This window comes from Arthrobacter cupressi, from assembly GCF_900099975.1.
In the GTDB taxonomy this organism is placed as follows: domain Bacteria; phylum Actinomycetota; class Actinomycetes; order Actinomycetales; family Micrococcaceae; genus Arthrobacter; species Arthrobacter cupressi.
This window is the reverse complement of the sequence record NZ_FNEI01000012.1, coordinates 75,241-88,387: the sequence shown is the minus strand read 5'-3', so window position 1 is coordinate 88,387 and position 13,147 is coordinate 75,241. Positions and strand designations below refer to the sequence as shown.

Annotated in this window: 16 protein-coding genes and 1 riboswitch; of the genes, 1 reads left to right on the top strand and 15 read right to left on the bottom strand. The window is 67.0% G+C overall.

The genetic code is table 11. The features are described from left to right. Positions 1–4 precede the first annotated feature (4 nt). From BLP88_RS14040 to BLP88_RS13975, 14 genes are all read right to left on the bottom strand, one after another. The gene (locus tag BLP88_RS14040) at positions 5–1,546 is read right to left on the bottom strand and encodes a YifB family Mg chelatase-like AAA ATPase (RefSeq protein ID WP_074590145.1); all 1,542 of its coding nucleotides are present in this window, start codon (positions 1,544–1,546) and stop codon (positions 5–7) included. Between the two features lies 1 nt (position 1,547). After that, positions 1,548–1,904 carry a YraN family protein gene (locus BLP88_RS14035; RefSeq protein ID WP_074590224.1) on the bottom strand — a complete coding sequence of 119 codons (357 nt, stop codon included), beginning with the start codon at positions 1,902–1,904 and terminating at the stop codon, positions 1,548–1,550. A gap of 166 nt (positions 1,905–2,070) precedes the next feature. After that, positions 2,071–2,403: a DUF2469 domain-containing protein gene (locus BLP88_RS14030; protein WP_074590143.1), complete on the bottom strand. Its 333-nt coding sequence runs from the start codon at positions 2,401–2,403 to the stop codon at positions 2,071–2,073. Positions 2,404–2,473: 70 nt separating this feature from the next. Continuing rightward, positions 2,474–3,265, bottom strand: a complete 792-nt coding sequence (locus tag BLP88_RS14025) for a ribonuclease HII (protein ID WP_084111235.1) — start codon at positions 3,263–3,265, stop codon at positions 2,474–2,476. After that, entirely contained in the window at positions 3,262–4,023 is a 762-nt protein-coding gene (lepB, locus tag BLP88_RS14020; RefSeq protein WP_084111233.1) for a signal peptidase I, read from the bottom strand. The genes BLP88_RS14025 and lepB (BLP88_RS14020) overlap by 4 nt, the downstream gene beginning before the upstream one ends. 3 nt (positions 4,024–4,026) lie before the next feature. Further along, positions 4,027–4,701, bottom strand: a complete 675-nt coding sequence (gene lepB, locus BLP88_RS14015) for a signal peptidase I (RefSeq protein WP_074590141.1) — start codon at positions 4,699–4,701, stop codon at positions 4,027–4,029. A 74-nt stretch (positions 4,702–4,775) separates the two neighbouring features. Beyond that, complete coding sequence (gene rplS / locus BLP88_RS14010; protein WP_074590139.1) at positions 4,776–5,135, bottom strand: 50S ribosomal protein L19; 360 nt, start codon at positions 5,133–5,135, stop codon at positions 4,776–4,778. Positions 5,136–5,386: 251 nt separating this feature from the next. Beyond that, entirely contained in the window at positions 5,387–6,202 is an 816-nt protein-coding gene (gene trmD / locus BLP88_RS14005) for a tRNA (guanosine(37)-N1)-methyltransferase TrmD (protein ID WP_074590138.1), read from the bottom strand. After that, positions 6,199–6,780 (bottom strand): ribosome maturation factor RimM, encoded by a 582-nt coding sequence (rimM, locus tag BLP88_RS14000; RefSeq protein ID WP_074590136.1) that lies wholly within the window; start codon positions 6,778–6,780, stop codon positions 6,199–6,201. The genes trmD and rimM overlap by 4 nt, the downstream gene beginning before the upstream one ends. 139 nt (positions 6,781–6,919) lie before the next feature. Next, on the bottom strand, positions 6,920–7,162 hold the full coding sequence (locus BLP88_RS13995; protein WP_070347547.1) for an RNA-binding protein: 243 nt from the start codon (positions 7,160–7,162) through the stop codon (positions 6,920–6,922). A gap of 1 nt (position 7,163) precedes the next feature. Next, positions 7,164–7,586 (bottom strand): 30S ribosomal protein S16, encoded by a 423-nt coding sequence (gene rpsP / locus BLP88_RS13990; RefSeq protein WP_074590134.1) that lies wholly within the window; start codon positions 7,584–7,586, stop codon positions 7,164–7,166. Between the two features lie 231 nt (positions 7,587–7,817). Further along, positions 7,818–8,255 carry a hypothetical protein gene (locus BLP88_RS13985; protein ID WP_175453570.1) on the bottom strand — a complete coding sequence of 146 codons (438 nt, stop codon included), beginning with the start codon at positions 8,253–8,255 and terminating at the stop codon, positions 7,818–7,820. 98 nt (positions 8,256–8,353) lie between these two features. Then, entirely contained in the window at positions 8,354–9,226 is an 873-nt protein-coding gene (locus BLP88_RS13980; RefSeq protein WP_074590130.1) for a VOC family protein, read from the bottom strand. 85 nt (positions 9,227–9,311) lie between these two features. Further along, entirely contained in the window at positions 9,312–10,394 is a 1,083-nt protein-coding gene (locus BLP88_RS13975) for an amidohydrolase family protein (protein ID WP_074590128.1), read from the bottom strand. A 68-nt stretch (positions 10,395–10,462) separates the two neighbouring features. Then, positions 10,463–10,570, top strand: a riboswitch (TPP riboswitch). On the opposite strand from BLP88_RS13975, the gene thiC reads away from it, so the two are divergent. Continuing rightward, positions 10,566–12,374, top strand: coding sequence for a phosphomethylpyrimidine synthase ThiC (gene thiC, locus BLP88_RS13970; RefSeq protein WP_074590126.1), 1,809 nt, complete (start codon positions 10,566–10,568; stop codon positions 12,372–12,374). It overlaps the preceding riboswitch by 5 nt. On the opposite strand, the gene BLP88_RS13965 is transcribed toward thiC, so the two are convergent. After that, positions 12,357–13,100, bottom strand: a complete 744-nt coding sequence (locus BLP88_RS13965) for an alpha/beta fold hydrolase (protein WP_074590220.1) — start codon at positions 13,098–13,100, stop codon at positions 12,357–12,359. The genes thiC and BLP88_RS13965 overlap by 18 nt on opposite strands. Between the last annotated feature and the right edge of the window lie 47 nt (positions 13,101–13,147).

The following is a 13,147-nucleotide window of genomic DNA, read 5'->3' as shown; positions in this document are numbered from 1 at the left end:
CCTTTCATGCGGCTGCCACCGCCTGCCGCAGGCCGAGGGCCTGCCCGATGTCGTCAAGGCCGGGCTGCTCCCGGTGCCCGAGGTCGGCCAGGGTCCAGGCCAAGCGCAGGACGCGGTCGTAGCCCCGGGCGGTCAGGACTCCCCGTTCGAGTGAGCTGTCCAGGATGCGTGTGGTGGCTGGCGGAAGCTTCAGCACGCCCCGCAGCAGCCGCCCCGGGACCTGGGAGTTGGTCTCCAAGCCGTAGTTTCCCAGCCGTTCCCGCTGCCGGTTCCGCGCTGCTGCCACCCGCCGGGCCACTGTGCGGGAGTCTTCCTCGCCGCCTGCCTGGCCGAAGTCGGCCAGGGACACCCGTTCGACCTGGAGCTGGATGTCGACCCGGTCGAGCAGCGGGCCCGACATTCTGCCGAAGTAGCGCCGCCGCATGACCGCGGTGCAGGTGCAGTCCACGCCCTTGCCGCTGGCCTTTCCGCACGGGCAGGGGTTGGCCGCCAGGACGAGTTGGAACCGGGCCGGATAGGCGGCGGTTCCGGCGGAACGGTGGATCACCAGCTCACCGCTTTCCAGGGGCTGGCGGAGGGCGTCCAGCACGCGCCGCTCGTACTCGGGGGCCTCGTCCAGGAACAGCACCCCCCGGTGCGCCCTGGACGCAGCGCCCGGGCGCGGTAGGCCCGAACCGCCCCCGATGATCGCCGCTGCGGTGGCACTGTGGTGCGGGTTTTCAAACGGCGGCCGGCGCAGCAGGGAGATCTTCTCAATGTGCACGGCGGACAGCGAATGGATGGCCGTGACTTCCATGGATTCCTTGTCCCCAAGGTCCGGCAGGAGTCCTGGCAGGCGCTCCGCGAGCATGGTCTTGCCCGCGCCCGGAGGACCGCACAGCAGCACGTGGTGTGCGCCGGCAGCAGCGACTTCGAGCGCCCGGCGCGCGTCGCCCTGCCCCGAAACGTCACAAAGGTCGGGCACAGCCGCCGGCAACGCGCCGCCGCCGTCCGGGTCCTGTTCCTCACCGGGGTCGTAGTCGAGGGCGAGATCCTGCGGATCCGCCCCGAAATCGAAGGCGAGCCGGGCAAGCGTCTTGTAACCACGGACACGGGCGCCCGGCACCAGCATGGCTTCGGCGGCATTGGCCTGGGCGACCACGATGTCGCAGTGCCCGGCATGCACGGCCGCCATCACCGCCGGCAGGATCCCGCGGACCGGGCGCAGCCGGCCATCGAGTCCGAGCTCGGCAATGAAGACGGTGTTTTCCGTGGAGCGGATATCCCCCGCGGCACCCAGGACCGCCATGCAGATGGCGAGGTCGAAACCCGAGCCGCGTTTGGGAAGCGACGCCGGAATGAGGTTGGCCGTGATCTTGCGCCGGCTCAGCGGAATGCCGGAATTCTGTGCTGCGGAGCGGATGCGTTCCCGGGCTTCGTTGAGCGCGGCGTCGGGCAGGCCCAGGATCAGGAAGTTCGGCAGGGTCTGGCCGATATCCGCCTCGACTTCGACAATGTAGCCGTTGAGGCCCAGCAGCGCGACACAGTAGCTTCGTGCGACGCCCATCTCAGCCCACGCCCTTCAGGTGCTCCAGACTGGGTGAGCCGACGCCGTCGTCGATCACGGCCACGACGTCCACCCGCCGTCCGGCTGTCCGCAGTTCGTGGGCACGGCACCAGGACGAGGCCAGCCGGTGGAGGCGTGCGAGTTTCGCCGCTCCGACGGCTTCGAAGGGATGCCCGTAGTCCAGGCTGCGGCGGGTCTTGACCTCCGCGATGACCAGGGTGTCGCCGTCCAGCGCGACGATGTCGATCTCACCTGAGGGGCACCGCCAGTTGCGGTCGATGATCCGCATCCCGAGGGTCTCCAGGTACCCGGCGGCCAGTGTTTCTCCCTGCCTGCCGAGAATGTCCTTCTCTTTCATGTCCACCTCCGCTTCCAGCGTGCTGGCAGACGTAGGGTTAGGACACCGCGAAGGTGGGCTATGTGGGAAACCTGCCGCAAAAGCGGCTGTGGAGGAGAAGCCGGACCCCGGAAGCTCCGATGCCCGGCGGCAGCAGACCGGCTACTGGCCGGGCCGACGCGCGGCGCTAGTTGCCGAGATCTCCGAGTTCGCCGTCCTTGGGCAGGGAGAGCTCGTTGCGCGGAAGTTCCTCGACATTGACGTCCTTGAAGGTGATGACGCGGACGTTCTTCACGAAACGGGCGGAGCGGTAGACATCCCAGACCCACGCGTCCTGGAGGGTAAGGTCGAAGTAGACCTCACCGTCGGCGCTGCGGGCCTGCAGGTCGACGTGGTTGGCAAGGTAGAAGCGCCGCTCGGTCTCGACAACGTAGCTGAACAATCCGACCACATCGCGGTACTCGCGGTAGAGCTGGAGCTCCATGTCGGTTTCGTAGTTCTCAAGATCTTCGGCACTCATAGATCCATCTTGCACCATCGCAGGGGTGCAGACAGCCAGCGGCGTCCCCGCGCGCGGCCACCCCGCCTGCCTAGAGAAGGTTCCAGCTGCTCCGGTGGTAGCTGCTCGGCCCAGCGGCGCGCAGCGCTTCGCGGTGGGCGGAGGTGCCGTAGCCCTTGTTTTCGTTCCAGGCGAAGCCCGGGTACTCCAGGTGCAGGTCAAGCATCATGCGGTCCCGTGCCACCTTGGCGAGGACGCTGGCGGCGGCGACGCTGAGGCAGGACATGTCCGCCTTGACCCGGGTGTGCACCGGCGCGTCACACACCGTCACGCCGGGTTCGGGCAGGGCTTCGGTGTCGAAAAGGGAGGCCTGCGCCGGCAGTGAAAGCCAGTCGTGGCTGCCGTCCAGCAGGACCACATCGGGGCGCGTGCCGGCGGCCAGGAGTTCGGCCCAGGCCCTGTTGCCGGCGAGCCTCAGAGCCGCGATGATGCCCAGCGAGTCGATTTCGGCGGCACTGGCGTGCCCCACCGCGGCGGCGACAGCCCAGCTCCGCACCAGGGGTTCGAGCCGTTCGCGGTCCTCGGCCTTAAGCAGCTTGGAGTCGCGGACTCCGTCGAGCAGGTTCTGGTCCTGGAGGTCGACGACGGCGATCCCCACCGAGACGGGACCGGCAAAGGCGCCGCGGCCCACTTCGTCGACGCCGGCGAGCAGCCGCACACCCGGCGCCAGGAAGCTCCGTTCAAAGTCCAGCGTCGGGGCCGTGGACGCCTTGGGCGCAGCGGCCTTGGCTGCCGCGCCCTTCGACGCCGCGCCCTTCGACACCGCGCCTTTGCGGCCGCCCGCCGGCTTGCCGGCCGTGCTGTGTGTTGCCGGGGTGCTCATTTGCCTGTTGGCGCCGTGCTGGAATTGGTGTCTTCAGGGGACGGCGCCGGCACGCTCCGGAAGACTTCGGCATGGTTGTCAAGGACCTGCCAGCGGCCCACGGGCCACGCGATCACCGCGGCCTTGCCTTCGACGTCGGGAAGGTTGATGAAACCGCCGTTGACTTCACGGTGTTCGCGGGAGTCCGCCGAGTTGTTCCGGTTGTCACCCATAACCCAGATTTTCCCAGCCGGGACCACCACATCAAAGGGCTGCGCAATCGGCGTTTCGGCCGGGTTGAGGTAGTCCTCGTCCAGGACTGTGCCGTTCACGCTGACACGGGCCTGCGAGTCGCAACAGACCACGTGGTCGCCGGGCAGCCCGATGACGCGCTTGACGAGATGCTGTTCGGTCTCATCCGGCAGCAGGCCCACGAAGGCCAGGCTGTCCTGCAGCCAGGTGAAGGGTCCCGGGGTTTCCGGCTGCGTGGCCGGGAGCCAGCCCTGGGTGTCCTTGAACACCACGATGTCGCCGCGCTGGAGCGCGAAGGGTTCCGGCACCAGGAGGTTCACGAAGATCCGGTCGTCCTTTTCCAAGGTGGCCACCATGGACTCGGACGGAATGAAGAACGCCTTGAACAGGAAGGTCTTGATGAGGAAGGACAGGACGACGGCGATCCCGATAACCGTGCCGATCTCCTTGAGCCAGAGCAGGAACGGATTGCCCTTCTTGCCGTCCTCGTCCGGCGTCGCGGCGTCCTGTTCGGGGTTCTCCGGCATCTACTATCCGTTCTTCGAAGTTGTTGCGGCCGGTGCGGGCCGTGGCAGTTCTGCCAATCTATCAAGTGGCCAGATGATCCGGACGGGTCTGCCGATCACCCGTTCCACAGGGACCAGTCCGCCGCCGGGTGCTCCCAGCAGGCTGCGGGAATCCGCGGAGCGCGAGCGGTGGTCACCCATGAGCCAGAGCCGGCCCTCGGGGACCACGACGTCGAACTTCTGCGTGCTGGGGACATCGCCCGGATAGACGTAGGATTCCTCAATTGCCTGACCGTTGACTGTGAGCCTGCCGTCCGTCCCGCAGCAGCGGACATGGTCGCCCGGAACACCGATGACCCGTTTGACGTAGGTGGTGTCGTTGCCGGTCAGGCCGAGCCAGTGTCCGACGGCGGCCGCAGCGTCTGCCAGCGGACCCTTGCCGCTGCTGAGCGGCGCGAATGTTCCACGCCCGTCGAAGACGACGACGTCGCCGCGCCGGATCGGTTCGGCAACGAAGTCCGTGCGCGAGACGAGGATCCGGTCCCCGCTGCCGAGGAGGGGTTCCATCGATTCGGAGGGGATGAAGTAGACGTCGATCCAGAGGGAGCGGACCAAGCCGCTGATGGCCACGGCGAGGACCACTCCGAGCAAAACAAAACGCCAGCCCAGTTTCCGGGGCTGGCGTTCTGTGCGGTCCATGAGTCGTATCCCTGTTGCGTTGCGGATTGCGCGGCCGGGACGATCACAGGACCCGCTGCGTGAAGTCGGAAGACTTACTTTGCGGCGGTGAAGTCGCGCTTTTCCTTGATCTTCGCAGCCTTACCGCGCAGTGCGCGCATGTAGTAGAGCTTGGCGCGGCGGACGTCACCCTTGGTGACGACCTCGATCTTTTCGATGATCGGGGAGTGCACCGGGAAGGTACGCTCGACGCCGACACCGAAGGAAACCTTGCGGACCGTGAAGGTTTCGCGCACGCCGTCACCCTGGCGGCCCAGGACGAAGCCCTGGAAGACCTGGACACGGGAGTTCTTGCCTTCGATGATGTTCACGTGCACCTTGAGGGTGTCACCGGCGCGGAACTCGGGAACATCGTTGCGCAGCGAAGCTGCATCTACGCTATCGAGGATATGCATTGATCCACTCCTGGTGGACGCCACAGGTCATCCACTTTGGGTCACGGCGGCCAGGCCCGATTGTCCGGAAATTGCCGCCGAAGTTCAAAAGAGCGGCTCCACCACTGATCGGCGGTGCCGCGTGTCCCGCTGTTGGTTGCGCTCCCCCTGTGGCAGGTGCGGACCCAGCAGACACAAAGATTAATTTTGCCATACCACCGGGCACTGGGCCAATTCCCGGGGGCACCGGGATGCGCGCGGCTCCTGCGGGATCAGGCTCCGGCGTCGCTGCCGGAGCTATCGCCTCCGCGGCGGCTCAGCCGGCCGTCGACGACGTCGTACCCGAGTTCGGCGAAAGCCGCGCGGTCGGCACGGTCCAGGCTGCCGGCGTCGAACGCGTCCAGGAGGTCCGGGCGGCGTTCGGCGGTGCGCCGGAACTGCTCGTGGCGGCGCCAGCGGGCGATCTTGCCGTGGTTGCCGCTGAGCAGGATGTCCGGGACCTCGCGGTCACGCCAACTGGAGGGCTTGGTGTACACGGGGTACTCGAGGAGGCCGTCGGAGTGGGATTCCTCCACGAGGGATTCGGGATTGCCGACCACACCCGGCAGCAGCCTGCCAATGGCTTCCACCATGGCCAGCACCGCCACTTCCCCGCCATTGAGGACGTAGTCGCCCAGGCTCATCGGGCGGACGGTGAAATGCTCTGCCGCCCATTCGATGACGCGTTCATCAATGCCTTCGTAGCGTCCACAGGCAAAAACAAGCTGATCTTCCTCAGCGAGTTCGTAGGCCGTAGCCTGCGTAAAGCGCTCCCCTGCCGGCGACGGGACCACCAGCACCGGGCGGCGTTCGCCGGGGGCCGCTGCCGCCACGGATTCCAGTGCCTGCGCCCAGGGCTCAGCCTTCATTACCATGCCGGCCCCGCCGCCGTACGGCGTGTCATCGACGGTGCGGTGCTTGTCCGTGGTGAAGCTGCGGAGATCGTGGACGTTGAGTTCCAGGAGGCCGTCCTGCCGGGCCTTGCCGATCAGGGAAAGGTCCAGCGGGGCCAGGTAATCAGGGAAGATGCTGACGACGTCGATTCTCACGCGCGGGCCCCGTCGCCGTCACGCCCGGCGCCGCCATCGTCGGACTTGGGCTCGTCGGACTTGGGTTCGTCGCTGTTGAGTTCGAACAGCCCGGGCGGCGGGACCAGGAGCACGTAGCCGCCGTCGGGATTGACCTCCGGCACGATTTCTTCGACGAAAGGCACCAGGATTTCCTTGCCGTCCGCGCCTTCGATGACCAGGAGGTCCTGGGCGGGCATGGTGTTCAGCGCGGTGACTTTGCCGACCACCTGGCTGCCCACACGGGCTTCGAGGCCCACAAGCTCGTGCTCGTACCAGCCTTCCTCGCCGTCATCCTGGAGCTCTTCGGTTTCGACGAACAACTTGGCGCCCCGGATTTCCTCCGCACGGTTGCGGTCGGCCACCTGCTCGAAGCCCAGCAGCAGGATGTCCTTGTTCCAGCGGGCGCTGCTCACGGTCAGCGGGCCAAGCCTGGCCGGCTCCACCAGGAATTCGGTGCCGGGAACGAAGCGGGCCTCGGGCGCGTCGGTGAGCACCTGGACCGTCACCTCGCCGCGGATCCCGTGGGGCTTGCCGATTCTGGCCACCTGAAGCTGCATGTTTCCTCTGTTTTCCTACGCTGTGCCGTGCCGCGCCGGTGGCGGCCGGAAAATCCAATGGGGCGAAAAAAGGAATCCGGCCCCTCCACCATTATCTGGTGGCGGGACCGGATCCAAAGTCCAGCTATTGCTGAGCGCGTTACCGGCGGCGGTCGGTGTCGACGACGTCGACCCGGACCTGCTCGCCACCGGCCAAGGCTGCGATCACCGTGCGCAGTGCGCGGGCGGTGCGTCCCTGGCGGCCGATGACACGTCCGAGGTCGTCCTGGTGGACGCGGACCTCGAGCGATTCACCGCGGCGGTTGTTCCTGGCACTGACCTTGACATCCTCAGGGCTGTCGACAATGCCGCGGACCAGGTGTTCGAGCGCTTCGGCCAGCAATTTACTCGGCCTCGGTGGCTTCTGCTTCGGGAGCTGCTGCTTCCTCGGCGGCCTCTTCCTTCTTGGCCTTCTTGGTGATGGCTTCGGGGATGATCACGGAACCCTTTTCCGGAGCAACGAAAGCTTCCTTCGGAGCCTTCGTCTTCAGGGTGCCTTCCTGGCCCGGGAGGCCCTTGAACTTCTGCCAGTCACCGGTGATCTTCAGGATCGCGGCAACCTGCTCGGTCGGCTGTGCGCCGACGGACAGCCAGTACTGGGCACGCTCGGAAGCGACCTCGATGTACGAGGGCTCCTCGGTGGGGTGGTACTTGCCGATTTCTTCGATCGCACGGCCATCGCGCTTAGCGCGGGAGTCCATGACGACGATGCGGTAGTACGGTGCGCGCATCTTACCGAAGCGCTTGAGGCGAATCTTAACGGCCACTTTTGTGGTCACTCCTGTTTCTGAAACGAGGGTGAACCCGCCGTTCTGCACCCGTGGGGCGGGCCATACTTGGGGGTTCGAAGGACAGGATGCGCGCACGGAGAGAGGGGCCGCACGGATCGAGTACCTGTCCATTGTGCCAGATGGCGGACGGTAATTCGAACCGGGCCGCCGGAGTGTCACGCTTCCGCGGGCCCGGGTGCCGTGGACGCAAGGCCGGGACGCAAAGAGTCAGACGGACCAGACGTAGAGGCCGGCCCGGTCGGACTTTTCGACCTCGGCTGCCAGGGATGCCAACTGCTGGACGTAGCCCCGGGATTCCGCCACGCCGAACGGCATGTCTTCCTGCGCCGCCCAGCCCTCGGCGACGTCGTCCAGGACGTTGCCGTCGCCCTCGCTTTCGTAGCTGAGCAGTTCGGAGAGCGCCCGGACCATGGCCTCGGGCACGCCCAGCAGCGCGTCGCTGGTGACGTCGACCAGGGCGAGCTCATAGTCCGCACCGGCCGCGTGCACTGCGGCGCCGGCGAGGTCCCCCAACTGCTCGACTTCGAAATCACTGATGCCCGGGATGCGCACGGCCGAGCCGGCCACATCGCTTCCGCTTTCCAAGGCTGCGGCCCGCTTGAGGGCTTCATCGTGGGTGGCAACAAAAATCTCGGCAAAACCCATGGAAACCACTCTCATTCATCCGTTCCAACGCAAGGGTGGCGGCGGCCCGGGTGGTCCGGGAATCGCGCCGTCCCGATCAGCCTAACGGACGGCACAGCTTAACGGACGGCCACCCGGAGCCGGTTGCGCCACGGGTCTTCGAAGCGCAGTTCCCGGCCGGTGTGGTGGGATCCGATTCCGGCGACCCTGAGGCGGTCGGCGAGCGCGCCGACGTCGTCACCGGACGGCACCTCGATCACCACTTCGCCCAGCCCCAGCGTGTCGCGGCGCGGCCCGGCGCCGCGGCTGTTCCAGACATTCATGGCCATGTGGTGGTGGTAGCCTCCGGCGGAGACGAACAAGGCCTGGCCGTGCCACCCGGCGGTCCGCTCGAAGCCGAGGGTGTCGACGTAGAAGTCCTGCGCGGTCTGCACGTCGCCCACCTGCAGGTGGACATGCCCGACGCCGGCACCTGCCGCGCGCTGGCCGCTCACCGCTTCCTCGCTCAGGTGTTCCTGGAGGTAGCGCTGCGGCGGCAGCGGAAGGCTGTCCATGACAACGGAGCTGCCGTTCCATTCCCAGCCTTCGCGGGGCTTGTCGTAATAGAGCTCGATGCCGTTGCCCTCGGGGTCGGTGAAGTAGAAGGCCTCGCTGACCAGGTGGTCCGCACTTCCTACGAAGGCGCGCGGCTCGTACTGCGCGGCGGTCGCAATGGTGGCCGCGAGCGCGGCACGGTCTTGGAACAGCAGGGCGGTGTGGAAGAGGCCGGCCTCGCCGCGTCCGGGAATCTGCAGGCCGCCGCCCGGGGCAAGGTGCACCAGGGGCTTTCCGAGGCGCCCGTAGTACAGGCCGCCGTCCTGCTCGGCCACGACGTCCAGTCCCAGGGCGTTCTGGTAATAGTCGCTCATCAGCTTCATGTCGCCGACCTTGAGCATGACGGTGCCCATGGTCAGTTCGGCAGGAAGCAGGTCCTGGTTGGATGCTGCGGTCATTGAAACTCCCGGGAAAGTGTTCGGCGCCGCCGATCGGCGCTTCTACTCTTAATAAATTACTTGAAGCTTCAATTTATTCCAAGAGCTACCTGACAACTTTGCCGTCAAGCACCACGTGCTTCAGCCGGGCGACGCTGCCAAGCGTCCGGCGCGGATCCTCAGCGCAGAGCACGACGTCGGCCGGGGCGCCTTCGCTGATCCCCTCGCCTCCCAGCCACGAGCGGGCGCTCCAGCAGGCGGCGTCGAGGGCCGCGGCCGCGGGGAGCCCGGCACGGTGCAGTTCGAGGATCTCTTCGGCGATGCGGCCGTGCTTGATGACACTTCCGGCGTCGGTCCCCGCGAAAACCCGGACACCGGCGTCGTGCGCTTCGCCGATCCGTTCGTAGCGGCGCTCCCACAGCGCGAGCATGTGCGCAGCGTAGCGGGGGAACTTTGCTTCGGCCCGCGCGGCGATGTGCGGGAAGGTGGCGATGTTGACCAGGGTGGGGACAATCGGCACGTCCTGCTCCACCAGCCGCGGGATGTGCCGGGGCAGCAGGCCGGTGGCGTGCTCGATGCAGTCGATGCCGGCGTCGAGCATGTCATCGATGGTGTCCTCGGCGAAGCAATGGGTGGTGACGCGCGCCCCTTCGTCGTGGGCAGCGGCGACGGCGTCCTTGACCACCGCGGCGGGAAACGAGGGCCCGAGGTCGCCCGCGGAGCGGTCGATCCAGTCCCCCACCAGTTTCACCCAGCCGTCGCCGGCCCGGGCCTGCTTCCGGGCCTCTTCCACGAGCTGCTCCGGCTCGACTTCCACCGCAAGGCCGGGAAGGTAGCGCCGGCTGCGGGCGATATGCCGACCGGAACGGACGATCCGGGGCAGGTCCGGGCTGCCCTGCAGCCAGCGGGTATCGGCCGGGACGCCCGCGTCGCGCACCAGCAGTGTCCCGGCGTCGCGGTCCGCGGAGGCCTGCGCCCGGGCAGTGTCCTCGTCCACGGCGCCACCGGGACCCAGGCCGATGTGGCAGTGCGCATCAACGAACCCGGGAAGCACCCAGCCGTCCAGGACCACGTCCGGCGTCCGCTCCGGCCGGACAAACGTGAGGCGGCCGTCCACCGACCACAGCCTGCGGCGTTCGTCCGAAGGACCGCACAGCACGGTGCCGCTGAATTCGATGATGTTCTGCATGGAAAAAGCCTACGCGGGACATGTTCGGCGATGACTGGGGTGCCGGCCGCGGGCTGTGGTAGCTTCGTCTACGACCACACGGGGGCCCATGCATGGGCTGAGATCAGGCTGGCGCAGCCTGCGACCGTTGAACCTGTCCGGGTAATGCCGGCGAAGGAAGTGAGTAATCCTTTGAGTACCTCAAATGCACAGCAGAGCCCTGCCCAAAACGGCTCCGCCGACGTGACCCAGTCCCTGAAGTCGCATTCCCTCGCGTACATCGAGGACGGCGCCGGCATCCGCGTGCCCGTCACGGAGATCGCGCTGGAACCCTCCCCCAACGGTGAGGCCAACGCCCCGCTTCGGGTCTACCGCACCGCGGGGCCTGGCAGCGATCCGGTGGTGGGGCTGGAACCGTTCCGTGCGGCATGGATCGAAGAGCGCGGCGACACCGAAACCTACAGCGGCAGGGAACGGAACCTGCTCGACGACGGCAAGTCGGCCCTGCGCCGCGGCGCCGCCTCCGCCGAGTGGAAGGGCGCCCGGCCGGTGCCGCGCCGCGCCGTCGAAGGCAAAACGGTGACCCAGATGCACTATGCGAAGCAGGGCATCATCACCCCTGAAATGCGCTTTGTGGCGCTGCGCGAGAACTGCGATGTGGAACTGGTCCGCAGCGAAGTGGCTGCCGGCCGGGCGATCATTCCGAACAACATCAACCACCCCGAGTCCGAACCGATGATCATCGGCAAGGCCTTCCTGGTGAAGATCAACGCCAACATCGGCAACTCCGCCGTCACCAGCTCCATCGCCGAAGAGGTCGACAAGCTGCAGTGGGCCACGCAATGGGGCGCGGACACCGTCATGGACCTCTCCACCGGTGATGACATCCACACCACCCGCGAGTGGATCATCCGCAACTCCCCCGTACCGATCGGCACCGTACCGATCTACCAGGCGCTGGAGAAAGTCAACGGCGAGGCCAACAAGCTGACCTGGGAGATCTTCCGCGACACCGTGATCGAACAGTGCGAGCAGGGCGTGGACTACATGACAATCCACGCCGGCGTGCTGCTGCGCTACGTCCCGCTCACCGCCAACCGGGTGACGGGCATCGTGTCGCGCGGCGGGTCCATCATGGCCGGCTGGTGCCTGGCGCACCACGAGGAAAACTTCCTCTACACCCACTTCGACGAACTGTGCGAAATCTTCGCCAAGTACGACGTCGCGTTCTCCCTCGGCGACGGTCTGCGTCCCGGCGCGACGGCCGACGCCAACGACGCCGCCCAGTTCGCCGAACTGGACACCCTGGCCGAGCTGACCCAGCGCGCCTGGGAGTACGGCGTGCAGGTAATGGTCGAAGGGCCCGGCCACATTCCGTTCCACCTGGTCCGCGAGAATGTGGAGCGCCAGCAGGAACTCTGCAAGGGCGCACCGTTCTACACCCTCGGCCCGCTGGTCACCGACGTCGCACCCGGCTACGACCACATCACCTCGGCCATCGGTGCCACGGAAATCGCCCGCTACGGCACTGCGATGCTTTGCTACGTGACCCCGAAAGAACACCTCGGCCTGCCGAACAAGGACGACGTCAAGACCGGCGTGATCACCTACAAGATCGCCGCGCACGCCGCTGACCTGGCCAAGGGTCACCCGGGCGCCAACGAACGCGACGACGCGCTGTCCAAGGCACGCTTCGAGTTCCGCTGGCGCGACCAGTTCGCACTGTCCCTGGACCCGGTCACCGCAGAATCCTTCCACGACGAAACGCTGCCCGCCGAGCCGGCGAAGACGGCGCACTTCTGCTCCATGTGCGGGCCGAAGTTCTGCTCCATGCGCATCAGCCAGGACATCCGCAACGAGTACGGCTCGGCCGATTCCCAGGCCGCGATCGCGGAAATGTACGCCGGCATGCGTGAGAAGAGCGAGGAGTTCCTGGCGGCGGGCGGAAAGGTCTACCTTCCCGAGTTGACCGTTCCGGAAACCTCAGGAAGCCGCGGCTGACGTTCCGCGCGCCGGCTGCGGCCGGCCGGATTGGGCGATGAAGGACCGGATGATCCGGGCTCCTTCGGGCGAATCATGGGGCCGGTGTCCTCCTGCCGCGGTGCGGTGGAGGGCACCGGTTTCGCGCAGGTAGCCGGCGATCTCTTCGTAGAGGGGTTCCCAGCCGCCGGTGAGCACCAGGGTGGGGACGCCCGGAACGATATGCAGAGGCGCTTCCCAGGGCGGGGCCTGCAGCCTCAGCCGCCGCGCGGCGCGCTGGGGGTCTTCGTTCGACGGCGGACCGGCGGCCGCCGAGGCCGTGCGGCGCTGGAACTCCTCCAAGTATTCCGCGTCGCCCATCGCGTGTCTGGCCTCAAACAGAGGCTCCATGAGCGCCCGGTAGGCCATGGTGGCGGGAAGCTCCGCAGTCAGGGACAGGCAGGCCGGTTCCACCAGCACGAGGGAGCGCACCAGCTCCGGACGGGTGACAGCGGCCAGCATCGCCGGGATGGCCCCCTGGGAATGCGCCACCAAATGCCCGCCGGGCCCTCCACCGCTTTCCAGGGCGCCCAGGATGATCGCGACATCGGCGGCCAGATCTGCTTCCTCCGGTTCGGCCACGGGGTCAAAGCCATGGCGGCGGAGGAAGAGGGCATCATAGTCCAGCGCGAAGCCGTGCTGCTTCGGCCAGGCAGCGGCTCCGAATGAGCCGCCGCCGTGGACGAAGACAACACGTTGCTTTTCCATGGTTTCACCGTATTCCATGGCCCTGACAATCCAAGCAGGTCGCAGTT

Bases quoted from the DNA above. Each gene is read 5' to 3' on its own strand.
- BLP88_RS14040 (WP_074590145.1), bottom strand. From the start codon at position 1,546: ATGGGCGTCGCACGAAGCTACTGTGTCGCGCTGCTGGGCCTCAACGGC.
- BLP88_RS14035 (WP_074590224.1), bottom strand. From the start codon at position 1,904: ATGAAAGAGAAGGACATTCTCGGCAGGCAGGGAGAAACACTGGCCGCC.
- BLP88_RS14030 (WP_074590143.1), bottom strand. From the start codon at position 2,403: ATGAGTGCCGAAGATCTTGAGAACTACGAAACCGACATGGAGCTCCAG.
- BLP88_RS14025 (WP_084111235.1), bottom strand. From the start codon at position 3,265: ATGAGCACCCCGGCAACACACAGCACGGCCGGCAAGCCGGCGGGCGGC.
- lepB (WP_084111233.1), bottom strand. From the start codon at position 4,023: ATGCCGGAGAACCCCGAACAGGACGCCGCGACGCCGGACGAGGACGGC.
- lepB (WP_074590141.1), bottom strand. From the start codon at position 4,701: ATGGACCGCACAGAACGCCAGCCCCGGAAACTGGGCTGGCGTTTTGTT.
- rplS (WP_074590139.1), bottom strand. From the start codon at position 5,135: ATGCATATCCTCGATAGCGTAGATGCAGCTTCGCTGCGCAACGATGTT.
- rimM (WP_074590136.1), bottom strand. From the start codon at position 6,780: ATGCAGCTTCAGGTGGCCAGAATCGGCAAGCCCCACGGGATCCGCGGC.
- BLP88_RS13985 (WP_175453570.1), bottom strand. From the start codon at position 8,255: ATGGGTTTTGCCGAGATTTTTGTTGCCACCCACGATGAAGCCCTCAAG.
- BLP88_RS13980 (WP_074590130.1), bottom strand. From the start codon at position 9,226: ATGACCGCAGCATCCAACCAGGACCTGCTTCCTGCCGAACTGACCATG.
- BLP88_RS13975 (WP_074590128.1), bottom strand. From the start codon at position 10,394: ATGCAGAACATCATCGAATTCAGCGGCACCGTGCTGTGCGGTCCTTCG.
- BLP88_RS13965 (WP_074590220.1), bottom strand. From the start codon at position 13,100: ATGGAAAAGCAACGTGTTGTCTTCGTCCACGGCGGCGGCTCATTCGGA.